Here is a 22,694-nt window from a genome sequence, read left to right on the forward strand (position 1 = left end):
GCCGGAACCGGGGCCTCCGGCAGGGCAGCATGGAAGGCATGTCGATCGCGCCCGAGCAGGTCGAGGCGCCCGCCCGCGACGCTGTGCTGTTCAGGTCGTCGCCGGTGCGGACGTTCGTCGCGCTCTTCATGTTGCTGATGCTGTCGTTCGCGCTGGTGTCGCCGATCGTCGCCGCGCTGGGCGACGGCGGGGCCGGCAAGAGGTGGTGGCAGACCGCGTTGCAGGCCGCCGTGGTCGCCGGGCTCGCGGCCGGGGCCTACGCCTATTCGACCCGGGGCTCCCTCAAGACCTGGGTGCGGGTCTCGTCGGGCGGGCTCGAACTGGCCGCCCAGGACAGCGACCCCATCCTGCTGGACTGGGCCGACATCAAACACGTGACCGTACGCCGGGAAGGCCTCAAGAACCTGCTGGAGGTGACCCCGATCGACATGGACCGGGTGCACCCGGTGCAGGGCGAGGAGGCCGGGCCGCCCGCGCTGGCCGAGACGCCGGACGGGCAGTCGTTCACCGCCGATCTCAGCGAGGTCTGGCCGAGCCCGCGACGGCTGCGCCGCGAGCTGGCCCGATATCTGCCGGCCGACCCGGCTTAGAAGTCGCCGCCGAAATCGCCGCCACCGAAGTCGCCGCCGCCGAAATCTCCGCCGCCGAAATCTCCGGCGGCACTGGTGTCGCCGCCCGGGTCGTCGCCGCCGAAGTCCTGCGCGCCCTCGGAGTAGCCGTCGGAGAAACCGTCGCCGTAACCCATGTCACCGAAGCCGGGCGACAGCAGCGCGTCGAAGATCAGCATGCCGCCGAGCACACCCGCGCCCGCGCCGAGCGCCGTCTTCCAGACCGGAGTCGAATACCACCCCGCGGGCACCGGGCGGCCCTGCACCCGGCCGCCGGGGTAGTAGTAGGGCGTGTCGGCGCCCGGCTGCGGACCCGCCTTGTAGGCGTGGCCCTGCACGTTGACCTCGCGCTCCTTGGTCAGCTGACCGGCGCCCTGGGCGGCGGCCAGCGGCGGCAGCTCGGGCCCGGGGTCGATGCCCATGGCCAGGCGGGCCGCCCGCACGTACTGCAGGCCCTCCAGAGCCGACTCGCGCGCCAGCTCGTACTGCCGGACGGTGTTGGCCTGCTGCAACTGGCCACCGGCGGCGTTGTAACGCTCGCCGGCGTCGGACAGCGCCTGGCGGGCCGCCGCGTCGTCACCGTGCAGGTTCATCAGCTGGCCGCCGAGTCGCTCGTACCACCGCTGGGCCTCGGCGCGCGCATCGTCCAGCCGGGTCTGTTGCGAGGCCGCGCCGCTGCGCCGGGCCAGAAGGATCACGAGGAGGACGACGATGACGATGCCGAGAATCAGCAACACGCTCATGTTTCCACGGTACCCGCGCCTTTCTCGTGGCCATGGTCTGGCAGGCTCCGGTATGTGACTGTTTCGACGCTCGTCGTAGTGCTTGTCTGCCTCGCCACCGGCGGAGCCCTCGGGTGGCTGGCCGCGCGGCTGCGGGCGGCGGCCGACATAGCGCGGCTCGAGGCCACGGTCCAGGTCCGCGCCGACGGCGAGGAACGGCTCGAGCAGTCCCTGCGCTCCCTGTCGTACGAGGCCACGGCCCAGTCCCAGGAGGCCGTCGCGCGGGCCGTCGCGCCGCTGCACGAGACCCTGCGCCGCTACGAGGAAAGGGTCACTGAGCTGGAGCGGGACCGTGTGGACGCGTACGCCGAGCTGCGCGAGCAGGTGCGCGCGATGAGCACGGTCTCGGGCGAGCTGCGCGCCGAGACCAAACAGCTGGTCGGCGCCTTGCGTACGCCCCAGGTGCGCGGCCGGTGGGGCGAGCACCAGCTGCGCCGGATCGTCGAGGCGGCCGGCCTGCTGGAACACTGTGACTTCGCTGAGCAGGTCACGGCGGCAACGGACAACTCCGGCGTACGCCCCGATCTGGTCGTCACGCTGCACGGCGGCCGGACCGTGGTGGTCGACGCGAAGGCGCCCCTGGAGGCGTACCTGTCGGCGCTGGAGGCCCGCGACGAGCGCTCCCGGGACGGCTTCCTCGACCAGCACGCCCGGCACCTGCGCCTGCACGTCGACGCGCTGGCGGCCAAGGAGTACTGGACGGCGTTCGAGTCGGCGCCCGACTTCGTGGTGCTGTTCATGCCGGCCGACCCGTTCCTCGACGCCGCCCTGCGCCACGACCCGTCGGTGATGGAGCACGCGTTCCGGCGCAACGTGGTGCTGGCCACGCCGGCCACGCTGATCGCGATGCTGCGCACGGTGGCGTTCTCGTGGCGGCAGGAGGAGCTGGCCCGCAACGCGGTCGAGGTGCACAGCCTGGCCCGCGAGCTGTACGCGCGGCTGGCCACGCTGGGCGACCACGTGGGCAAGCTGGGCGCGTCGCTGGGCGGGGCCGTCACCGCGTACAACCGGGCGGTCGGCTCGCTGGAATCCCGGGTGCTGGTCAGCGCGCGCAAGCTGGCCGAGATGGGCGTCTCCGACGACGAGATCCCCACACCGGTCCAGCTCGAGGTCGCCCCGAGGCAGCCCCAGGCCCCCGAACTCAGCTAGCGGCTCTCGCTTTCTTCATGTCTCGGCGCAGTTCCTGGGGCAGGGAGAAGGTGAGGCGCTCCTCGGCCGTGGTGAACTCGGTGACCTCGCCGAAGCCGCGCTCGGCCAGGTGGACCAGCACCTCCATGACCAGGTCCTCCGGCACGCTGGCGCCGGAGGAGACGCCGACCGTGGTGGCGCCCTCGAGCCACTCGTCGCGGATCTCGGAGGCGTAGTCGACCAGGTGACCGGCGCGAGCACCGGCGTCGACGGCGACCTCGACGAGGCGTACGGAATTGGAGGAATTGGTGGAGCCCACGACGATCACCACGTCGCACTCGGGCGCGATCTCCTTGACCACGTGCTGGCGGTTCTGCGTGGCGTAGCAGATGTCGTCGCTGGGCGGCGACTGCAGCAGCGGCAGACGGGTCTTGAGCCGGGCCACGGTCTCCATCGTCTCGTCGACCGACAGCGTGGTCTGCGACAGCCACACGACCTTGGACGGGTCGCGCACGACGACCTGGTCGACCGAGTCGGGGCCGTCGACGAGCTGGATGTGCTCGGGGGCCTCGCCGGACGTGCCGATGACCTCTTCGTGGCCCTCGTGACCGATGAGCAGGATGTCGTAGTCGTCCTGGGCGAACCGCTTCGCCTCGTGGTGCACCTTGGTGACCAGCGGGCAGGTCGCGTCGATGGCCTTGAGGTTGCGGGCCTTGGCCTGCTCGTGCACCTCGGGGGCGACGCCGTGGGCCGAGAACACCACGGTCGAGCCCTCGGGCACCTCCTCGTTCTCCTCCACGAAGATCGCGCCGGCGGCCTCGAGCGTGCTGACCACGTGCTTGTTGTGCACGATCTGTTTGCGCACGTAGACCGGGGCGCCGTAGAGCTTCAGCGCCTCCTCCACGGTCTGCACCGCACGGTCGACACCCGCGCAGTATCCGCGCGGCTTGGCCAGCAACACACGCTTCCGAGGTTCGCTCACCCGGCCATGGTACGTGGATCCGGGAAACCGGCGCCCGGCTGCGATCAGCACCACAGCGAGGGTCGACCCGGGCCGGGTTCACCGGGATACTCGTCGGGTGCTTGACGAGGATCGACGCAACGAAACGGTCGGAACGGCACCGTGGTGGGTGGTCGCGGGCCGGGCCCTGCGGTTCCTTCTGGGGGCGTTGTCGCTGGTCGGGGGTCTGACCTGGATCCTGCTCAACCTGCACGCGAGCAGTGCCGCGCTCGACGTCGCGGTGGGCATGGTGCTGGCCGCCGGCGGGCTCGTGCTGCTCATGCCGCACCGCATCCGGCTGCCGCGCCGGACGACGACGGCCGTGATGGCGGGTTTCGCCCTGATCGGCACGGCGGCCGGGTTGCTCGCCCTCCAGGCGCGGACGTGCTGCTCGTACGCCTACATCGAGGACCGCGGCTGGCCTTACCACTGGGCGCAGCGGGGCGCCGTGGCCGACGACGCCGGGACGGCGTACCGGGTGGCCCGCTCGACCTCCTGGACCGCCGACCTGCTCACGCTGAGCACCGACCTGCTGATCTGGTCGTACGCGGGGCTGATCGTGGTGGTGCTCGGCGTCCTGATCCGCCGGGCGCGCCGCACCCCCTGAGGGGAAGTAGGGCGAATCGCCGGTGATGGGCGGGTTCAGCCGAGATACTCGGACCCATGCCTCAGGTCGCCGAGGACGAACCCGGCTCCCTCGCCTCGACGATGGCGACGCTCCGCCTGATCGTCGGGTGGGCCGGCGTCGCGCTCGGCCTGCTCAACCTGGCCATGGGCCTCGTCTCGGCCGCCTACGTGACGTTCCACGTGGTGGTGCTGGTCACCGGGCTCGTGCTGCTCGCCTCGGGCCGGACCGGGCGGCCGCCGTCGGGCGTGGCCGGGCTGGTGGGCGGGGCGGTCGCCCTGTTCGGCCTGGTCGGGACCGCTGTCCCCACGCTCGCGGTGGAGTGCTGCTCCGGCGGATATGCGGTGCGGCACGGCTTCCCGTTCACGATGCTGGCCCGCGATCCCGGCGGGTGGCGGTTCGACACCGGCCGTATGGTGGCCGATCTGATCTTCTGGCTCTGCGCCGGGCTGATCGTCTCGCTGGTGGTCGCCCAGGTGCTGCCCGCCTCGAGACGGCCGTCCCGATCACGCGGGGCCGAATCGCCATCGGCCGCAGCCGAGCCACCGGGGAGCGCCGGCCATGCCGAGCCACCGGGGAGCGCCGGCCACGCCGAGCCGCGCAGCACCGGCCGGCACGCCCGGGACGATCGGCCCCGGACGGCGGACGACGAGAATGTCGGAGGGCTTCCGTAGTCTGGCCGGGTGAGTGACCCCGAGCCGACCGCGACGCCGCGGAGCACAGCCTCACCGAGCGCGCCATCTCCGGGCTCGGCGCCTTCCGGCTCGGCGCCTTCGGGTTCGCCACCGAAAAGCTCGGCCGACGAACCGTGGCCGGTGCGGGTGGTCAGCCAGAAGATCAGCTCCTGGATCGCCAAGCTGGGCTGGGTGTGGGTCGACGGGCAGGTCGCCCAGATCAGCCGCCGTCCCGGCTCCACCGTGGTCTTCCTGACCCTGCGCGACCCCTCGGCCGACCTCAGCCTGACCGTCACCGCCCACCGCGACGTGCTCGACTCCGGCGCTCCCGAGCTCTCCGAGGGCGCCCGGGTCACCCTGCACGCCAAGCCCGAGTTCTATCCGGCCCGCGGCACCCTCAGCCTGCGCGCCGACGAGATCCGTCAGGTCGGGCTGGGCGAGCTGCTGGCGCGCCTCGAAAGGCTGAAAAAGCATCTGGCCGCCGAGGGCCTGTTCGCCCGCGAGCGCAAGCGCCGGCTGCCGTTCCTGCCGCAGCGCATCGGCCTGATCACCGGCCGGGCCAGCGCCGCCGAGCGCGACGTGCTGATGAACACCCGCCGCCGCTGGCCGTCGGTCGACTTCCGGGTGGTCAATGTGCCGGTCCAGGGCCCGACCGCGGTGCCCCAGATCATCGACGCGCTCAAGGTGCTCGACAACGACGACACCATCGACGTCATCGTGATCGCCCGCGGCGGCGGCAGCGTCGAAGATCTGCTGCCGTTCAGCGACGAGGCGCTGTGCCGGGCGGTCTTCGGCGCCCGCACCCCGGTGGTCAGCGCGATCGGTCACGAGACCGACGCGCCGCTGCTCGATTACGTGGCCGACCTGCGCGCCTCCACCCCGACCGACGCGGCCAAGCGCATCGTGCCCGACCTCGGTGAGGAAACGCAGCTCATCCAGCACGCCCGGCGCCGGCTCGACCGGGCCGTCGGCACGCTGATCGACCGCGAGACCCACCGCATCGAGTCGTGGCGCTCGCGGCCCTCGCTGGCCCGCCCCGAGCTGCTGATCGACCAGCGGGCCGCCGACGTGACGGCGCTGCGCGACCGGGCCGTGCGCAGCCTGGAGCATCGCCTGCGCCGGGCCGACGACGACCTGCGGCACACGGTCGCCCGGCTGCGTGCGCTGTCCCCGGCGGCGACGCTGCAGCGGGGTTACGCGATCGTGCAGCGCGCGGACGGGCACGTGGTACGCGCGGCCGATGAGGTCAAGGTCGACGATGTGATCAGGGTGCGGCTCGCCAAGGGTGAGCTGCGAGCAGCCGTACGGGAGAACGAGTGACTGACGAGAAGCTGAGCTACGAGCAGGCCCGCACCGAGCTGGCCACCGTGGTCGAACGGCTGGAACAGGGCGGCAGCTCGCTGGAGGAGTCGCTGGCCCTGTGGGAGCGCGGCGAGAAGCTGGCCGACGTCTGCCAGGGCTGGCTGGACGGTGCCCGCGAGCGGATCGAGGCAGCCCGGGCCGCCCGCGGCGACGATTAGCGCAGCGCGCCGGCCAGCGTCTCCAGGTTGTCGGCGTCGGTCTTGCCGACGAGCACGACCGTACGGGTCTGGTCGGCCAGCACGAGCGCCTTCTCCCCCGGCCGGGCGTCGTAGAGCCGCCACACCCCCGACTCGGCCCGGAACTGACCGATCGGCTTGGCCTCCTTGGACAGCTCGATCGGCAGCAGGGTCGCGGAGGGCACGTTGCTCTGCACCATCTGGATCGGGTCCTTGTCGGGGTCGACATAGCCGATTCGCAGCGTCGCGCCGTTCTCGGCCCGGCGGAACGTGGCCGTCGAGGTGTGCCAGTCGTCGCCCAGGCCCTGGGGGACCAGCACGGTGAACAGGCCGGCCTGCTGCGCCTCCTGGATCGTCGGCGCGGCGTCGACCGAGATCGGCTTGTCGCCGTCGAGCACCAGCCGATAGAAGGTCAGCAGCAGGGCGATCGGGATCAGCAGGACGGCCAGCGACATCGCCATGTCCTTGGGCGAGCGCTCCGAACCGCGCGCGAGGCGTACGGGCGGATCGGCCGGGGCGGGTGCGGCAGGCGAGGCGGGTTCCACGCACCCATTGTTAACCATGTCGCTGACGCGGGACTTTGCGCATCGGAGCATGTGAGGATCGGTGCGTCAACCGACCCCGCATCGTCGCGAGGAGGCGCCCATGCCCGCACGGTTTCCACAGGATCTCGACCGCAACATCGCCCTCGACCTGGTTCGTGTCACCGAGGCCGCCGCGATGGCGGCGGGCCGCTGGGTCGGGCGAGGCGACAAGAACGGTGGTGACGGCGCGGCCGTCGATGCCATGCGCAAGCTGATCAATTCGATCCAGATGCGCGGGGTGGTGGTGATCGGCGAGGGCGAGAAGGACGAGGCGCCCATGCTCTTCAACGGGGAGCAGGTGGGCGACGGCACCGGTCCCGAGGTCGACGTGGCGGTGGACCCGATCGACGGCACGACGCTGATGAGCAAGGGCATGCCCGGCGCGGTGGCCGTGCTGGCCGTGGCCGAGCGGGGCGCCATGTTCGATCCGAGCGCCGTCTTCTACATGGAAAAGATCGCCGTCGGGCCGGACTGCGCCGACGTCATCGACATCAACGCCGGCACGACCGAGAACCTCAAGCGGATCGCCCAGGCCAAGCGGTCCAGCATCTCCGACGTGACCGTCTGCATCCTCGACCGCCCGCGGCACGCGACCCTCGTCGAGGAGGTGCGCCGGGCCGGGGCGAACATCAAGTTCATCTCGGACGGCGACATCGCGGGCGCCATCTCCGCGGCCCGTCTCGAATCCGACGTGGACGTGCTGATGGGCATCGGCGGCACGCCCGAGGGCATCACCGCGGCCTGCGCGCTCAAGTGCCTGGGCGGCATGATCCAGGCCAAGTTGTGGCCGCGCGACGACGCCGAGCGCGAGAAGGCGCTGGCCGCGGGGCACGACCTGGACCGCGTGCTCACCACCGACGACCTGGTCACCGGGGACAACTGCTTCTTCGTGGCCACCGGCGTGACCTCGGGCGACCTGCTCAAGGGCGTGCGCTACCGGTCGGGCGGGGCGCACACCCAGTCGATCGTCATGCGGTCCAAGAGCGGCACGATCCGGGTCATCGACTCGTACCACCGGCTCGAGAAGCTCGCGCTCTATTCGGCGGTCGACTTCGACGGTCACCTGCCGACCGTGACTCTGGGTGACTCCGAGCCGGCGATCTGACCATCCCTGAGAAATCCCTGAGCTAGGCCCGCGCGTTTGGCGGGCCTAGCTGTCGCCTGGAACTATCGAATGATGAGCTACGGGGCATCCGAGGCGCGCGCAGAGGCAGAGGCCAAGTTCGGCACCGACGCTTTCTACGCGTCACTGGGCCGCGCCTTCGTGACGATGTGCGCCGTGATCCCGGTGCTCTTTCTGATCGAGGCGATCGACGTCGGCGTCGGGGCGGGCCAGCTCGACGTGGCCGGCGGCATCATCCCGCACCGCGTCGACGGGCTCGACGGCGTGCTGTTCAGCCCGTTCCTGCACGCCGGATGGGATCACCTTTACGGCAACGCCGTCCCGCTCATCCTGGTCGGCACGTTCGCGCTGGCCGGCGGGACCAAGCGGTTCATCTGGTCGACCTTCGTGATCATGCTGGTCAGCGGCCTGGGCGTCTGGTTCGTCGGCGACCCCAACAGCGTGGTCGTCGGGGCCAGCGGCGTGATCTTCGGCTACTTGGGCCTGCTGGTCATGCGCGGCCTGGTCGAGCGCTCGTGGTGGAACTTCGCGGTGGCCGCGTTCATCGGCCTGCTGTATTGGTATCAGCTCTACAACATCCTGCCGACCGATCAGCCGGTGTCGTGGCAGGGCCACCTGCTGGGCCTGCTCGGCGGGGTGATCGCCGCGATCCTGTTCCGCCGCAAGCGCGTGCGGCCGGCCAAGCTCGACACGACACTCAACTTCTAACGCAGCTTCCGTACGGCGTCCTTGATCGCCGGCCGAAACGTGGACAGCTGGGTGTAGACGCCCGGGTATCCGTCACGCGCGCACCCCAGGCCCCAGCTGACGATGCCCACCTGCACCCACTCGCCGTGCCGGCCGCGTCCGATCATCGGTCCGCCGCTGTCCCCCTGACAGGTGTCCGCCGCGGTCGACCCGGCGCACAGCTGCTCGTCGCGCACGAGCTTCACACCCGCTTTCCGGTACGCCGCCTCACACTTCTCGTCCGGCACGGTGGGCACGGCGGCGTAGTGCAGTCGCTGCTCCTGCTGGATGGAGTCCTCGCGGGTCTGGCCCCAGCCCATCACGATGTAGCGCCCGACCCCGATCGGGTCCTCGGCCAGCGGCAGGGTCGGCAGGCGAAGCGGCCGGTCGAGCCGGATGACCGCCCAGTCATCCCCGTGCACCTCGTCGACGAAGCCCTCGGCCCGGATCACCCGCTCGGACCGGGCGGTCTGCGCGCTTTGGGAGGTCAGGTCGGCCACTCCGGCCGTGACCTGGATGCTGTCGTTCTTGCCGGTGCCGTCGACGCAGTGCCCGGCCGTGAGCACCACCCGCGGCTCGGTCAGCGCGCCACCGCAGCCCATCGACAGCCGCACCGCCCACGGGAACTTGCCCTGCGGCGCCACCAGACCGCCGACCACCGGTCCGGCCGGTCGTGCGTCCACGCCGGCTTGCGCGGGCCGGACAGCCGCCGTCAGCACGACCGTCATTACCCCGGCCAGAACCAGCGAAACGACATTTCGGACCATAAAGACATTTGATCACAGCGAAACGGACCGCGCGGTTAGCCGCGCGGCCCGTTCACGATGCCTGTCTACTTAGTACCAGCCCACGTCCTGCGAGTGGCCCCACGCACCACAGGGGGTGTCGTACCGGCCCTCGATGTAGCCGAGGCCCCACTCGATCTGGGTCGCCGGGTTGGTCTTCCAGTCGCTGCCGGCCGACTTCATCTTGCTGCCCGGCAGGGCCTGCGGAATCCCGTACGCGCCCGAGCTCTTGTTGGTGGCCTTGTGGTTCCAGCCACTTTCCTTCTTCCACAGCTTCTCGAGGCACGAGAACTGGGAGATCTTGAAGCCGGCGTCGAGCATCAGCGAGCAGCCGATCGCCCGGTTGCCGCTGAACTCGTTGCAGGAGGCGGGGATGTCGCCGTCGAATTCCGGCGTGCTGCCCGAACCCGAGTCCGACTCCTCCTTCGCGGCCTTCTCTTCCTCGGCCTTCTTCTTCGCTGCGGCCTCGGCGGCCGCCTTCTTCTGGGCGATCACCTTGCGCTCGGCCGTGTGCGCCTTGCCTGCGGCGGCCTTGGCGGCGGACGCGGCCTTCTCGGCGGCGTTGCCCTCGGCCTGGCGCTGGAAGGCACGGGCGGCGGCATGTTGGGCCTGACGTTGCTTCAGCAGCTGCGAGTCGTCGACGGCGACCTGCGCGACGACGCTCGCTTCGGCGCTCCGCTGCTGGACTGCCTGGTCCTGTCCGAGGTAGATACCGCCGGCCGCGCCCACTACCAGCAGGCTGACCGAGGTGACTCGTACTCCGACCCGGCTCCAGAGCCGATTCACGAAGTTTCCCTTCGTCGGGGGCAATGACGCGGCTCGCCCACCGCCCCGGGGAGGGCGGAAAGCATGCCGCGAGCACCGCGACCCAACCGGGCCGGGCTGTGGGCGAAGTCGATCTCCGACGTCGGTGACCACGCATGGCGCTCGTCAGACACCATGGCCCACGGTGAAGTGGATGTGAAATGACCAGGCTGTGTTGTGAACTTGCTCACAACAATTTCACGCTTAAACCGGGTGAAAAACCCCAGGAATCGGGTCACTCCGGCGGGGAACCCGCGCTAACAGCACGGGTTCCCCTCATCACTCAGAGTGGAATCTCTTCGAGCAGATCGGTGACCACTTCAGCGATGGGTGACCGCTCGGACCGGGTCAGCGTGACGTGCGCGAAGATCGGGTGGCCCTTGAGCGCCTCGATCACCGCCGTGACACCGTCGTGCCGGCCCACCCGCAGGTTGTCGCGCTGGGCCACGTCGTGGGTGAGCACGACCCGCGAACCCTGGCCGATCCGGGAGAGCACGGTCAGCAGCACGTTGCGTTCCAGCGACTGGGCCTCGTCGACGATCACGAACGCGTCGTGCAGGCTGCGGCCGCGGATGTGGGTCAGCGGGAGCACCTCGAGCATCCCGCGGGCCATGACCTCCTCGACCACGTTGGCGTGCACCACCGCGCCCAGAGTGTCGAAGACGGCCTGCGCCCAGGGCGACATCTTCTCGTTCTCGGTGCCGGGCAGGTAGCCGAGCTCCTGGCCGCCCACCGCGTACAGCGGACGGAACACGATGACCTTCTTGTGGCGGTTGCGCTCCATGGTGGCCTCGAGACCGGCGCACAGCGCGAGCGCCGACTTGCCGGTGCCGGCCCGGCCGCCCAGGGACACGATGCCGATCGACTCGTCCAGCAGGATGTCCAGCGCGACGCGCTGCTCGGCCGAGCGGCCGCGCAGACCGAACGCCTCACGGTCGCCGCGGACCAGCCGTACGGACTTGTCCGGCGTGACCCGGGCCAGCGCCGAGCCGCGCGGCGAGTGCACCACCAGCCCGGTGTGGCACGGCAGGTGCTCAACCTCCTCAAGCTCCAGTTCATCGCCCCCGTACAGGGCGTTGACGTCTTCCTCCCCCAGCTTGAGGTCGGCCATGCCGGTCCAGGTGGGATCGCTGGCCTGGCCGTGCCGGTACTCGTCGGCCGCCAGCCCCACCGACGCCGCCTTCACCCGCAGCGGCATGTCCTTGCTGACCAGCGTGACCTCTCGCCCCTCGGCGGCGAGCCCGAGGGCCACCGACAGGATGCGGGTGTCGTTCGAGTCGTTGCGGAAACCCTGCGGCAGAACGCTCTGATCGGCGTGGTTGAGCTCGACCCTCAGCGTGCCGCCCTCGTCGTTGCAGAGCACCGGCTGATCGAGCCGGCCGTACTTGATTCGCAACTCGTCGAGGAAGCGCAGCGACTGCCGCGCGAACCAGCCCAGCTCGGGGTGGTGACGCTTGCCCTCCAGCTCGGAGATGACCACCAGGGGAATAATCACCTCATGGTCGGTGAACCGGCGGAAAGCCGCCGGGTCGGACAGCAGGACCGAAGTGTCCAGAACGAAAACACGGCCCTCACGGGCCGGTTCTGCGTCAGTGTGCCTGTCCCGGGACTGCCGTCCCGATCGGGCCCGACTCGTGGAGACTTCGACGGCCGCGTCGGGGGAAGAGACGTCGGCGTCAGAACGGCGAGATGTCACAGGCCTGCTCCAGCGGCGGGCGTGCAACCCGGTACGCCCGCGGTCCGCCACCTCCGGCGCCCGTTTCCATGCACGGGGTCGGATTGCGGGGCCCCGTGGCGCACTTGTCGCAGGTCCGGGCCGGCCGGCTGGCTCGGGATGACCCCGTGCCATGACCCAAACGCTAGCGGTCAACTGCGCCAGGCGGTAGTACGCAAAAACGGGTGACGCTCAACTCCCAGTGAATTTCTCCGGCATGAAACACGACGTGGGGCGGGTAATCTGACGACGTGGCACAGACTCCGCGTCCGACCCATCCGCTGAGCATCGACGACGCCTGGGCGTTCACCGCCGCCAGAGCCTCGTCGACCACCTTCTTCTTCGACTTCGACGGCGTGCTGTCGCCGGTCACCGACGACCCGGACGCCTCGCAGCCGGCCCCCGCGGTCCTCGGCGTTCTCGAGCGCCTGGCCGGGGTCGTCCAGCGGGTGGCCATCGTCTCCGCCCGTCCGGTCAGCTTCCTGCGCTCGCGCTTCTCCTCGCTCGAGCGCGTCGACCTCTACGGGCTCTACGGCCTCGAGGTGTGGCACGAGGGTGAGGTCGTCACCGAGCCGGCCGCGCTGCCCTGGGTGCCCGCCATGGCCGACCTGGCCGAGCGGGCCAAGTCCGAGCTGCCGTCCTCGACCCTGGTGGAATACAAGCGCCTGTCGGTGGCCCTGCACTACCGCACGGCCCCCGACGCGGCCGCCACGGTCGAGCGCTGGGGCCACGAGCAGGCCGAGAAGCACGGGCTGCGCATCCAGGGCGGCCGCATGGTCGTCGAGCTCAAGCCCCCCGTCGACCAGGACAAGGGCATGGTCATCACCGAGGGCGTCCGCGACGCCGGTTGCGCGTGGTATTTCGGTGACGACATGTCCGACATCAAGGCGTTCGACGCGCTGCGCGCCCGCGAGGCCGTCGACCCGTCGTTCTTCGGCGTCGCCGTGGCCGTGGCCAACCCCGAAACGGGCGCCGAGGTGTCCAGCGCGGCCGACCTGACCCTCGACTCGCCGGACGCGGTGGCCGAGTTCCTGCGGCAGGGCCTCGAGAGGTTTTAGGGGTCAGGCTCCATAGCGGCGCTGCCGGCTTCCGTACGACCGCAGCGCCCGCAGGAAGTCGATGCGGCGGAAGTCGGGCCAGTTGGCGTCGTGGAAATAGAACTCCGAGTGCGCCGACTGCCACAGCAGGAACCCGGAGAGCCGCTGCTCCCCGCTGGTGCGGATGACCAGGTCGGGATCGGGTTGCCCGCGGGTGTAAAGGTGCTCGGCGATGTGCTCGACGTCGAGGATCTCGGCCATCTCCTCGATCGTGCGCCCGGCCGCCGCCTGCTCGTGCAGCAGGGAGCGTACGGCGTCGGCGATCTCACGGCGGCCGCCGTAGCCGACCGCCATGTTGACCTCGACCCCGACCGTACGGTCGCGGGTCTTTTCCTGGGCTGCTTTGAGAGTCGCCGCCGTCGCCGCGGGCAGAATGTCGAGCGCCCCCACCATGCGCAGGCGCCAGGGGTTGCCGTCCTCGGCCAGCTCGGTCGCGAGGTCCTCGATGATGCGGACCAGCGGGTCGAGCTCGGCCGCGGGCCGGCGCAGATTGTCGGTGGCCAGCAGATAGAGCGTCACGTGCTTGATGCCGGCCTGGTCGCACCAGGTGAGCAGTTCCTTGACCCGGGTGGCGCCGACCCGATGGCCGTCGTTGGGGTCGACGAAGCCCATCTCGCGAGCCCAGCGACGGTTGCCGTCGCACATGATGCCGACGTGCTGGGGCACGGGCTTGCCGGCCAGCTTGCCGGCCAGCCGCCGCTCGTACACGCGGTAGAACGGAGTAACAATCAAGGACCGCAGACTCATCGCCTCAAACCCTAGCCCTCACGGGTAGCGACTCAAGGGGTGCCCGGGTGACGGTGACCCAACCGCAAGGCGATACGCCCGATAGTGCGAAGGTCGAAAACCCCGTCACCCAGGCCCAGCTCCACCATCCGGTCGAAGACGGCACCGTCCCGGGCAGCCGCATCCACCGCCGCGTCGACCACGCGCGGCTGACGGCTGAGCAACGCCACCACCCCCGAGTGCCGCAGATGCCGGCCGAGCCGGTTACGCAGAGCGCTGCGATAATCACCTCGTCGCGCGGCGGCCTGCCCGGCCAGCGCACCCGAGAGAACGGCGTAGAAGATCCCCTCGCCGGTGAACGGGTTGATCAGCGACAGCGCGTCCCCCGCGAGCAGCACGCGTCCCCGGGCCGGCGGCGGCCGCCGGGTCGACAACGGCAGATGGTGGCCGCGCACCCCGGTCAGTTCGTCCGCCAGGCCGCCGGGCCGCAGCAGGCTGAGGCGTTCCAGCAGGTACGCCCGGGAGAGCGGTTCGCCGCGCAGCACCTCGCCGTAGCCGACGTTGGCGGTGCCGTCGCCGACCGGAAACTCCCACGCGTACGCCGGCCAGCGCCGCCGCGTCGTGACAATCACCTGCTCGGCGATGTTGGTGGTGCGGGCGTAACCCCGGATGGCCACGGCCAGGTGGCCCGGCGGGTTGACGGGATGGCCGAGCGCACGCCGAACCACCGACCCCGCACCGTCGGCCCCGATGACCACGGCGGCCCGATACCGGTCGTCGATCGTGACCGCTTCGCCGTCGTCACGGATCGCACGAACGGTATGCCGCCGAAGTTCGGCCCCCGCCTCCGTGGCCGCCCGCACGAGACGCTCGTCGAAGACCCGCCGCGGGATCGTGTGCGCCGGCCGGGGCAGCGGTCGCGCGACGGTCGCGCCGCCGGGGCCGACAAGCCGCAGGCGTTCGATGGCCGGGTAGCCGTCGGTAACGCCGTGTACGCCGAGTTCGCTGAGGACGGTGATCGCCTCGGCGGCTATGCCGTCGCCGCAGACCTTGTCGCGTGGAAAGCCGGACCGGTCGAGCAGCAGCACGGTCGCGCCCTCCCGGCGGGCCGCCAGCGCCGCCGCCGAACCGGCGGGCCCGGCCCCGACGATGGCCACGTCGAAAGTCCGCATTACGCGCCTTTCCCGCCGTTCGGTAGGAAGTACCCCAGCCGGGGATATGGGGGAAGACGCTACTCCTTGTCAAGGGGCGGGGACGGGGTTGTCCACAGGGGCGGCGGCCCTGTGGAGAGCGAACCAAGTAAGACCGGCAGCTGCTACAAGAGGCGCCCCATCGCGGATCAGGCCGTCGAGCCCGAGCAGGAAGTAGCAGAGCGGCAAATCCCAGGCCAGCACGAAGAAGGTCAGCCACCCCAGGGCCCTACGGGCGGCCGGCTTGCCGCGCAGCAGGAAGAAGGTGCACAGCAGCACCGCGTAGCTCACGGCGATGCCCGCGGCCAGCCAGAACAGGACCGCGAGCAGCCATTCAGGACGGTCGCGCAGTTCGGCGAAGGAGATCAGGCACGGGACCAGCATCAAAGGGCTGTAGGTGAAGGCCGCGATCCGGGCGGTCAGCACCCAGCCGGTGACGGGGGCGCGGCGAGGGGCGGCCTCGCGCATGCTCAGGCCCTCGCGGGTCAGGACCAGGCGCGGGGGATGGCGTACGAGACGGTCGCGGACCACGGGGTGGCGATAGAGCAGGGCGACCACGGCGGCGCACAGGAGGAGCAGCACGGCGAAGCCGATCACGCCGGGCAGGGGTGGCAGGCCGGAACGCGGGACGACGAGGCGGCCGACCGCGAAGACCGTGGTCACGGCCAGGATGAGGCCCAGCGGGCGGGCCACGGCGCGGTCGCGGCGGACCTGGCGGATCAGCAGCAGCCAGCCGAGCGTGCGCAGCAGGGCCCAGCCGGTGCGCACCGCGAAGCCGAAGCCGTGCGAGGGGGCGTACAGGTAATTGAGGATCTCGACCACGACGGTGGCCGCCGCTGTTGCGAACAGCAGGGCGGTCAGCGCGCGCAGCACGCGTGGCCGCCCTGCTTCGATCGTCACCTGACCCGGATACCCGGGCCGGGCACCGATCATTCCGACAGGCGGGCCCGCAACGCGTCGAGTTCGGACCACAGCACGGCGGGGAGTTTGTCGCCGAACTTGGTGAACCATTCGGTGATCTGCGGGATCTCGGCCAGCCACTCGTCGCGGTCGACGCGCAGCACCGCCTCCATGTCCTCGTCCGAGATGTCCGATCCCGTACGGTCGATGGCCGCGACCGTGGGCACGTGACCGATCGCGGTCTCGATCGCCTCGCCCCGGCCGTCCAGGCGCTCGACGATCCACTTGAGGACGCGGCTGTTCTCGCCGAAGCCGGGCCAGAGGAATCCGCCCTCGTCGTCGCGGCGGAACCAGTTGACGTAGAAGATCTTGGGCAGGCGGGCGGCGTCTCCCGAGGCGCCCTTGGCCATGTCGATCCAGTGCTGGAAGTAGTCGCCGGCGTGGTAGCCGATGAACGGCAGCATGGCCATCGGGTCGCGGCGGACGACACCGACCTGGCCGACCGCGGCCGCGGTGGTCTCGCTGGACAGGGTCGCGCCCAGGTAGACGCCGTGCACCCAGTCGCGGGCCTCGGCGACCAGCGGGATCGTCGTCTTGCGGCGGCCGCCGAACAGGATCGCGTCGATCGGCACGCCACGCGGGTCATGGTATTCGTCGGCCAGGATCGGGCACTGCTCGATGGGCGTACAGAAGCGGCTGTTGGGGTGGCTCGACGGCCGGCCGGATTCCGGGGTCCAGTCATCGCCCCGCCAGTCGACGAGGTGGGCGGGCGGCGAGCCCATGCCCTCCCACCAGATGTCGCCGTCGTCGGTCAGGGCCACGTTGGTGAAGACCGAGTTGCCGCGGGCGAGCGTACGCATGGCGTTGGGGTTGGTGTGGAAATCGGTGCCGGGGGCCACGCCGAACAGGCCGAACTCGGGGTTGGTGGCCCACAGCCGGCCGTCGGAGCGGAACCGCATCCAGGCGATGTCGTCGCCGACGGTCTCGACCTTCCAGCCGGGCAGGGTCGGCTCGAGCATGGCCAGGTTGGTCTTGCCGCAGGCCGAGGGGAACGCGCCGGCGATGTAGCGGACCTGACCCTCGGGCGAGGTCAACTTCATGATCAGCATGTGCTCGGCCAGCCAGCCCTCGTCGCGTGCGGCGACGCTGGCGATCCGCAGGGCGTAGCACTTCTTGCCGAGCAGCGAGTTGCCGCCGTACCCGGAGCCGTAGGACCAGATCTCGCGGGTCTCGGGGAAGTGCGAGATGTATTTGGTCTCGTTGCACGGCCAGGCCACGTCCGGCTGACCCGGTTCGAGCGGCGCCCCGACCGAGTGCAGCGCGGGCACGAAGTCGGCGTCGTCGCCCATCGCCTCCAGCACCGCGGTGCCCATCCGCGTCATGATCCGCATGCTGGCCACCACGTACGGGCTGTCGGTCAGCTCCACCCCGAACATCGGTTGCGGGGCATCCAGCGGACCCATGCAGAACGGCACCACGTACATGGTCCGGCCGCGCATGCACCCCCGGTACAACTCGGTCATGGTCGCCTTCATCTCGGCCGGGTCGGTCCAGTTGTTGGTGGGACCGGCGTCGGACTCGTCGACCGAGCAGATGAACGTGCGCTCCTCGACCCGGGCGACGTCGCCGGGGTCGGTCCGCGCCCAGAAGGAGTTCGGCTTCTTGTCCGGGTCGAGACGCACCAGCGCGCCCGAGTCGACCAGGGAGTCGGTGATGGTGTTCCACTCGTCCTGCGACCCGTCGCACCAGACGATGCGGTCGGGCGTGGTGAGGGCGGCGGCCTCGGTGATCCAGGCGAGGAGGCGACGGTGCTCGGTGGGCTGGGTCAAGGCGGTTCTCCTTCGGTCGGCACTGACCAATGACCACAGAGGCCGGTACGGAGCCGGCCTGAGGTCCTGGGTGGAGTTCGCTCAGCCTAGGCGGCGGACACGTTCAGTTCATCGGCTGTTGCTGTGGATAACCGCACAATCCTCGGCCACCATGCGCATAGACGATCGATCCTTCGCCGAAGGGTGCAGTTCCGCGCAACATCGTTAGCCGATAGCCGAATGGCCGAGTTTCGCAAAACGGACCTAACGCCTTAAGCTGGTCGGTATCGGGCTTTCCTCTTACTCCCGCCGCAGGAGGCAGGAATGACGATGCCGGACCACGACCCGCCGGACACCGACCTACTGGCCGCCGTCCGGGCCGGCGACACCGCGGCGTACGGGACGCTCTGGGAAAGGCACCGCGTGGCGGCCCGCCATCTGGCGTACGGACTGGTCAGCGACCCGGCCGACGTCGACGACCTGGTCGCCGAGACGTTCGCCAAGGTCTTCGCCTCGCTCCGCGCCGGCCGCGGTCCCCTGGTCGCCTTCCGCGCCTACCTGCACACGACCATGCGGCACGTCTGCTACCACCGGGCCCGGCGCGACCGGCGGCTCGAGTTCACCGACGACCTGACCCGGTACGACGAGGGCCAGCCCTACACCGACCCGGCGCTGGAACGCCTGGAGCGCGCGTACGCGGCGGCCGCGTTCCGCCAGCTGCCCGAGCGCTGGCGTGACGTGTTGTGGCAGACCGCCGTTGAAGGGAACAGCCCGGCCGAGGTCGCCGGGATGCTCGGCATGACTCCCAACGCGGTCGCGGTGCTGGCCCACCGCGCGCGGGAGGGGCTGCGCAGCCTCTATCTGCAGCAGCACGTGACGACGGCCGAGCACCCGGAGTGCCGGTGGGCCGGCGACCGGCTCGGAGTCCACCTGCGCGGGCGCCTCGCCCCGCGGGACAGCAATCGAATGCGCGTACATCTGAGGTGGTGTGGTGAGTGCCGGAAGAGAGTCGCGGAGATCGCCGAGATCAACGAAATCTACCCTCCGTATCGGCAGCGTCACCATGCGAGATCCAGCGGTTAAGACTCGCCAACGAAAACAGCGGTCCGTGACTGCCCCCGGTACTCTCGGAACCGTGCCCGAATCCACGCCGACGCAGCCAACCGGCCTGCGTACCCGGTTCCGGGCACTGTTTCGCGAGCTCGGCAAATTCGGCACGGTGGGCGGCATCGCCTTCGCGATCGACGTCGCGATCTTCAACGTGTTGCTGCAGTCCGGCTTCGAGACCCTGATCGCCAAGACCATCTCGACGGTCATCGCGACGACCTTCGCGTTCGCGGGCAACCGGTTCTGGACGTGGCGTCACCGCGCCCACGCCCACATGGCCCGGCAATACACGATGTTCTTCGTGCTCAACGCCATAGGACTGGGCATCGGGCTCGCCTGCCTGGCGATCAGTCACTACGGTCTGGGACAGCTCTCACCGGTCTTCCAGACCCAGCTCGCGGACAACATCTCGGGTCAGCTGGTCGGCACCGCCGCCGGCTCGCTGTTCCGTTTCTGGTCGTATCGCCGGTTCGTCTTCCCGGCCTCGACCCCGCCGGGCGCGCCGCCACGACAGGAGCAACGAGCGGCCGGTGTGACGCCGCCGCCTTCCCCCGTTCGTGACACGGCGTGACCGCCCTCTCTCCCGTAAGGTTGCCCAATGCCTTCAGCACGTGAGCTGACGGACCATCTGCGCCGTCTCGCTCCCGAAGTCCTCGCCTTCGGGGTCATCGGCGCCGGAAACACCCTGCTCTACATGGCGATCACGTGGGTGGCTCTGCCCATCGGCGCCGTCAAGGCCAGCGTCATCGCCACCCTCGTGACGACCACGCTGGCCTACATCGCCAACCGGTATTGGACCTACCGCAACCACAGCCGCACCGCGCTGCGGCGGGAATACACGCTGTTCTTCGGCTTCAACCTGGTCGGCATGGTCATCCAGTCCGGGTCGATCGCCATCGGCAAGTACGGCTTCGGCCTGACCGAGCAGCACGACGAGGTCGCGTTCATGGCCGTCACGCTGGTCGGCATCGTGATCGCGACGGTGTTCCGGTTCTGGGCCTACCGCACGTTCGTCTTCCTCAAGCCGCCGGTCGACGGTCACGAGGCCGACCTCACCGAGCTCGACGCGGTGGCCGGCCTGGCCGAGTTGAGCACCGAGGACAAGCAGCTCGACGCGTCCCGCTAGCCGTTGCGGGCCTGCCGCCGGAACAACCCTTTCCGCTGTACGGGGACCTCGGGCTCGTCCGGCTCGTCGTCCTCGTCATCGGGGTGGCGGATCCGGTTCTGCTCGATCAGCTCGTAGAGAAGCGTCTGCACCTGCTGGGCGCGGGGCACGGCGGCCAGAATCGCGGCCTGCTCCCCGATCGAGTCGACCCGCAGGGTGCCCGACCCGAAGATCCGGTCGAGCACGGTCTGGGTCACGACGTGGTCGTTGACGCGGTTGAGCGGCAGATCACGCCGCTCCCGGGCGATCACGCCGTCCTGCAGCAGAATCCGCTCGTCGGTCAGCACGTAGTGGGTGCAGCGCCAGATCACCAGCGGCGCCACCCCGTACCGGATGCCCTGATAGCCCATGATGGCCGCGACCACCAGGAACGCGATCAGCCCGCTGTCGGTGGGCAGCATCACCCAGGCCACGGCGGTCACCACGACCGCGAGCAGCACGAGCAGACCGGGGCGCAGGGCCGTCTTCCAATGGGGATGCATGTGGAGGACGAGCTCTTCCTCGTCGGCCAGCACTTCGTCCGGAAACGCCACGCCGTCAGCGTACGTGCAGCACGTCACCCGCCGAGACGCGATGCACAGCGCCGTCCGCCGTCCGGACGACCAATTGGCCGTCCGCGTCGACCTCGGTCGCCTCGCCCAGCAGCGTCTCGCCCCCGGGCAGCAGCACCCGCACCGGTTTCCCGATCGTCGCGCAGCCCCGCCGGTACGCCGCGAGCAGGCCCGACATCTCGGCGTCGCCGCCGGTCTCACGCCAGCCCGCATACCAGGAGGCGAAGCCCCGCAGCAGGGCCCGCAGCAGCGGGTCGCGATCGGTGACGGCGGCGCCGGCCACCTTGAGTGAGGTCGCGGGCAGCCCGGTGGTCTCGGGAAGCTCCTCGGCCCGGGTCGTCACGTTCAGCCCGATGCCGAGCACGACCGCGTCGCCCGTCACCTCGGCCAGGATGCCGGCGCACTTGCCGTCGTTCACGAGCAGGTCGTTGGGCCACTTGAGGGTCGCGTCGACCTCGGCCACCCGCTGGACGGCCTCGCGCAGCGCGACCCCGGCCAGAAGCGGGAGCCACGTGTACGAATGTGGAGTCAGCGCCGCCCAGTCGCGCTCGCGGTCGGCCTGCCCCGGACGCAGCAGCACACTGAGGGTGAGCCCGGCGCGGGCGGGCGAGGTCCACTGACGGTCACGCCGCCCCCGGCCCGCGGTCTGCTGCTCGGCCACGACGACCAGGCCCTCGCCCTCACCCCGGGCGGCCGCCGCGGCGACGTCGGCGTTGGTCGAGGCGGTCTCGGCGCGCACGTCGACACGCGACCACAGGCTGCCCGGCGTCACGAGCGCGCGCACGAGGGAGCGCTCGGACAGCGGAGGTCGGTCGAGGTCCGTGAACGGCGAGGACATTCGCCGAGCCTAGCCCGGCTGCTCAGCGCGGCGGCGGCTCGGCGGCGTGGCGGCTGACATACATGGTCGTGCTGCGGTCGGGCGGCTCCACCGACGGGCGGGGCCGCGGCCGGGGGCGACGACGAGCGGTGGGCGGCTGGTCGTCGGTGACCGCGGCGCGGCGGCGCGGCGTCTCGTTCTCCGTCCGCCACTCGCGGGCCGCCGGCTCCTGGTACTTGTCGTCGCGGGCGGCCCAGCTGCGGGGCAGGTGGATCCGGTTGCCGCGGTCGGCCGCCGACGCCCGGTCGCGCCGCTTGCGGATGGGTGTCAGCCCAACGACCTCGGTCGGCTCGTGCTCGATCGGCTCGAGGTCGTAGCCGGTGGCGGGCTCGTAGTTGGGGACCGCGGGGAGCCGTTCGACGGCCATGGGCCAGCCGTAACCCTTGGCCGACGGTTCCGGATCGGGTTCCAGCTGCACCGGTATCGGGGTCCAGTACTCGCCGGAGGGTGGCTCCTCGGGGACGTGGCGGTATTCGGGTCGGACCCAGCCCTCGACCCGGTGGCCGTAGCGCTCGGGCTGGTACGGGGGCTCGGTTTCGGGCCCCAACAGGTCCGCGTGCTGCGGGTCCTCCACCGGCTCGTCGGCCTCGTGCTCGAGAAGCTCCGGCACTTCGGCGAACGGCTCCTCGGCGTACGGCTTTTCGGCGTACGGCTTTTCGGCGAACGCCTTCTCGACGTACGGCTCCTGAACGAAGGCCTTGTCGACGCACGCCTCCTCGACGAACGCCTTCTCCACGTACGGCTCCTGGAGGAAGACCTTCTCCGGGTACGGCTCCTGGACGAACGGCTCCTGGACGAACGGCTCCTCGGCGTACGGCTCCCCGGCGTACGGCTCCTCGCGGTACTCGTTCTCCTCGACCGCGCCGATCGGCGCCGGCTCCTCGGGCAGCGCCTCCTCGGCCGCGGGAAGAGCCAAGGGAGCCGCGACCGGTTCCGGCGCCCGGTCACGACGACGGCCACCCGTCGCCCGCCGTGATTTGGGCTGGATGCCGGCCTGCGGATTGCCCCGGGCACGCCGCCCGTCCCCGCCGAAGAGCACGGTGCGGAAACAGATCAGCGTGGCGAGCCCGCCGGCGATGAGGGCGATACCGGCCGCGGTCATCCAGTTCGTCACGACACAGGTAACGAATGGGGCATTGCGTGCGAAACGCACACGGGCCGTCATCGGCTCTGGTAGCGCAC

25 protein-coding genes are annotated in these 22,694 nt (G+C 70.4%); 12 read left to right on the forward strand and 13 right to left on the reverse strand.

The window, feature by feature from the left end:
* Window positions 1–38: 38 nt before the first annotated feature.
* Entirely contained in the window at window positions 39–590 is a 552-nt protein-coding gene (locus ACZ3I4_RS15520) for a hypothetical protein (protein ID WP_465382587.1), read from the forward strand.
* Here ACZ3I4_RS15520 and ACZ3I4_RS15525 read toward each other — a convergent pair.
* On the reverse strand, window positions 587–1,351 hold the full coding sequence (locus tag ACZ3I4_RS15525) for a hypothetical protein (RefSeq protein WP_465382588.1): 765 nt from the start codon (window positions 1,349–1,351) through the stop codon (window positions 587–589). The genes ACZ3I4_RS15520 and ACZ3I4_RS15525 overlap by 4 nt on opposite strands.
* Window positions 1,352–1,405: 54 nt before the next feature.
* On the opposite strand from ACZ3I4_RS15525, the gene ACZ3I4_RS15530 reads away from it, so the two are divergent.
* Complete coding sequence (locus ACZ3I4_RS15530; RefSeq protein ID WP_465382589.1) at window positions 1,406–2,539, forward strand: DNA recombination protein RmuC; 1,134 nt, start codon at window positions 1,406–1,408, stop codon at window positions 2,537–2,539.
* On the opposite strand, the gene ACZ3I4_RS15535 is transcribed toward ACZ3I4_RS15530, so the two are convergent.
* Window positions 2,532–3,500 carry a 4-hydroxy-3-methylbut-2-enyl diphosphate reductase gene (locus ACZ3I4_RS15535; protein ID WP_465382590.1) on the reverse strand — a complete coding sequence of 323 codons (969 nt, stop codon included), beginning with the start codon at window positions 3,498–3,500 and terminating at the stop codon, window positions 2,532–2,534. The two genes, ACZ3I4_RS15530 and ACZ3I4_RS15535, sit on opposite strands and share 8 nt — an antisense overlap.
* Window positions 3,501–3,597: 97 nt before the next feature.
* On the opposite strand from ACZ3I4_RS15535, the gene ACZ3I4_RS15540 reads away from it, so the two are divergent.
* The 4 genes from ACZ3I4_RS15540 to ACZ3I4_RS15555 all read left to right on the forward strand — a co-directional run bounded on the left by ACZ3I4_RS15540 (window position 3,598) and on the right by ACZ3I4_RS15555 (window position 6,337).
* Window positions 3,598–4,125, forward strand: a complete 528-nt coding sequence (locus tag ACZ3I4_RS15540) for a hypothetical protein (protein ID WP_465382591.1) — start codon at window positions 3,598–3,600, stop codon at window positions 4,123–4,125.
* Window positions 4,126–4,181: 56 nt separating this feature from the next.
* Window positions 4,182–4,817, forward strand: coding sequence for a hypothetical protein (locus ACZ3I4_RS15545; protein ID WP_465382592.1), 636 nt, complete (start codon window positions 4,182–4,184; stop codon window positions 4,815–4,817).
* Between the two features lie 141 nt (window positions 4,818–4,958).
* The gene (gene xseA / locus ACZ3I4_RS15550) at window positions 4,959–6,137 is read left to right on the forward strand and encodes an exodeoxyribonuclease VII large subunit (protein ID WP_465382593.1); all 1,179 of its coding nucleotides are present in this window, start codon (window positions 4,959–4,961) and stop codon (window positions 6,135–6,137) included.
* Complete coding sequence (locus tag ACZ3I4_RS15555) at window positions 6,134–6,337, forward strand: exodeoxyribonuclease VII small subunit (protein WP_465382594.1); 204 nt, start codon at window positions 6,134–6,136, stop codon at window positions 6,335–6,337. Before xseA ends, ACZ3I4_RS15555 begins: the two co-directional genes overlap by 4 nt.
* Here the strand turns inward: ACZ3I4_RS15555 and ACZ3I4_RS15560 are convergent.
* A complete protein-coding gene (locus ACZ3I4_RS15560; protein WP_465382595.1) occupies window positions 6,334–6,900 on the reverse strand; it encodes a DUF4245 domain-containing protein in 567 nt (188 codons plus the stop codon). The genes ACZ3I4_RS15555 and ACZ3I4_RS15560 overlap by 4 nt on opposite strands.
* Before the next feature lie 100 nt (window positions 6,901–7,000).
* Here ACZ3I4_RS15560 and glpX point away from each other — a divergent pair, with 100 nt between their 5' ends.
* Window positions 7,001–8,044, forward strand: coding sequence for a class II fructose-bisphosphatase (gene glpX / locus ACZ3I4_RS15565; protein WP_465382596.1), 1,044 nt, complete (start codon window positions 7,001–7,003; stop codon window positions 8,042–8,044).
* 72 nt (window positions 8,045–8,116) lie between these two features.
* A complete protein-coding gene (locus ACZ3I4_RS15570; protein ID WP_465382597.1) occupies window positions 8,117–8,770 on the forward strand; it encodes a rhomboid family intramembrane serine protease in 654 nt (217 codons plus the stop codon).
* Here ACZ3I4_RS15570 and ACZ3I4_RS15575 read toward each other — a convergent pair.
* The 3 genes from ACZ3I4_RS15575 to ACZ3I4_RS15585 form a co-directional block, all read right to left on the reverse strand.
* Entirely contained in the window at window positions 8,767–9,555 is a 789-nt protein-coding gene (locus ACZ3I4_RS15575) for a S1 family peptidase (RefSeq protein WP_465382598.1), read from the reverse strand. The two genes, ACZ3I4_RS15570 and ACZ3I4_RS15575, sit on opposite strands and share 4 nt — an antisense overlap.
* Window positions 9,556–9,624: 69 nt before the next feature.
* Entirely contained in the window at window positions 9,625–10,359 is a 735-nt protein-coding gene (locus ACZ3I4_RS15580; RefSeq protein ID WP_465382599.1) for an aggregation-promoting factor C-terminal-like domain-containing protein, read from the reverse strand.
* Between the two features lie 301 nt (window positions 10,360–10,660).
* Entirely contained in the window at window positions 10,661–12,073 is a 1,413-nt protein-coding gene (locus ACZ3I4_RS15585; protein ID WP_465382600.1) for a PhoH family protein, read from the reverse strand.
* 269 nt (window positions 12,074–12,342) lie between these two features.
* Between ACZ3I4_RS15585 and otsB the strand changes: the two genes are divergently transcribed.
* Window positions 12,343–13,149, forward strand: a complete 807-nt coding sequence (gene otsB, locus ACZ3I4_RS15590) for a trehalose-phosphatase (RefSeq protein ID WP_465382601.1) — start codon at window positions 12,343–12,345, stop codon at window positions 13,147–13,149.
* A 3-nt stretch (window positions 13,150–13,152) separates the two neighbouring features.
* Here otsB and ACZ3I4_RS15595 read toward each other — a convergent pair whose 3' ends face one another.
* The 4 genes from ACZ3I4_RS15595 to ACZ3I4_RS15610 all read right to left on the reverse strand — a co-directional run bounded on the left by ACZ3I4_RS15595 (window position 13,153) and on the right by ACZ3I4_RS15610 (window position 17,863).
* Window positions 13,153–13,935, reverse strand: coding sequence for an isoprenyl transferase (locus ACZ3I4_RS15595; protein WP_465382602.1), 783 nt, complete (start codon window positions 13,933–13,935; stop codon window positions 13,153–13,155).
* A gap of 32 nt (window positions 13,936–13,967) precedes the next feature.
* Window positions 13,968–15,086: a geranylgeranyl reductase family protein gene (locus ACZ3I4_RS15600; protein ID WP_465382603.1), complete on the reverse strand. Its 1,119-nt coding sequence runs from the start codon at window positions 15,084–15,086 to the stop codon at window positions 13,968–13,970.
* A gap of 69 nt (window positions 15,087–15,155) precedes the next feature.
* A complete protein-coding gene (locus tag ACZ3I4_RS15605; protein WP_465382604.1) occupies window positions 15,156–16,037 on the reverse strand; it encodes a hypothetical protein in 882 nt (293 codons plus the stop codon).
* Window positions 16,034–17,863, reverse strand: a complete 1,830-nt coding sequence (locus tag ACZ3I4_RS15610) for a phosphoenolpyruvate carboxykinase (GTP) (protein WP_465382605.1) — start codon at window positions 17,861–17,863, stop codon at window positions 16,034–16,036. The genes ACZ3I4_RS15605 and ACZ3I4_RS15610 overlap by 4 nt, the downstream gene beginning before the upstream one ends.
* Window positions 17,864–18,136: 273 nt before the next feature.
* Here ACZ3I4_RS15610 and ACZ3I4_RS15615 point away from each other — a divergent pair, with 273 nt between their 5' ends.
* From ACZ3I4_RS15615 to ACZ3I4_RS15625, 3 genes are read left to right on the forward strand one after another with little or no spacing between them, the layout of a single operon-like run.
* Window positions 18,137–18,895, forward strand: coding sequence for a sigma-70 family RNA polymerase sigma factor (locus ACZ3I4_RS15615; RefSeq protein WP_465382606.1), 759 nt, complete (start codon window positions 18,137–18,139; stop codon window positions 18,893–18,895).
* Complete coding sequence (locus tag ACZ3I4_RS15620) at window positions 18,876–19,490, forward strand: GtrA family protein (RefSeq protein WP_465382607.1); 615 nt, start codon at window positions 18,876–18,878, stop codon at window positions 19,488–19,490. Before ACZ3I4_RS15615 ends, ACZ3I4_RS15620 begins: the two co-directional genes overlap by 20 nt.
* Before the next feature lie 27 nt (window positions 19,491–19,517).
* Window positions 19,518–20,045 (forward strand): GtrA family protein, encoded by a 528-nt coding sequence (locus tag ACZ3I4_RS15625; RefSeq protein ID WP_465382608.1) that lies wholly within the window; start codon window positions 19,518–19,520, stop codon window positions 20,043–20,045.
* On the opposite strand, the gene ACZ3I4_RS15630 is transcribed toward ACZ3I4_RS15625, so the two are convergent.
* From ACZ3I4_RS15630 to ACZ3I4_RS15640, 3 genes are read right to left on the reverse strand one after another with little or no spacing between them, the layout of a single operon-like run.
* Entirely contained in the window at window positions 20,042–20,617 is a 576-nt protein-coding gene (locus ACZ3I4_RS15630; RefSeq protein ID WP_465382609.1) for a PH domain-containing protein, read from the reverse strand. The genes ACZ3I4_RS15625 and ACZ3I4_RS15630 overlap by 4 nt on opposite strands.
* Window positions 20,618–20,621: 4 nt before the next feature.
* A complete protein-coding gene (locus tag ACZ3I4_RS15635) occupies window positions 20,622–21,473 on the reverse strand; it encodes a biotin--[acetyl-CoA-carboxylase] ligase (protein WP_465382610.1) in 852 nt (283 codons plus the stop codon).
* Between the two features lie 22 nt (window positions 21,474–21,495).
* Window positions 21,496–22,626 carry a hypothetical protein gene (locus tag ACZ3I4_RS15640; RefSeq protein WP_465382611.1) on the reverse strand — a complete coding sequence of 377 codons (1,131 nt, stop codon included), beginning with the start codon at window positions 22,624–22,626 and terminating at the stop codon, window positions 21,496–21,498.
* Between the last annotated feature and the right edge of the window lie 68 nt (window positions 22,627–22,694).

It is taken from the genome of Actinoplanes sp. NPDC021490 (assembly GCF_055562135.1).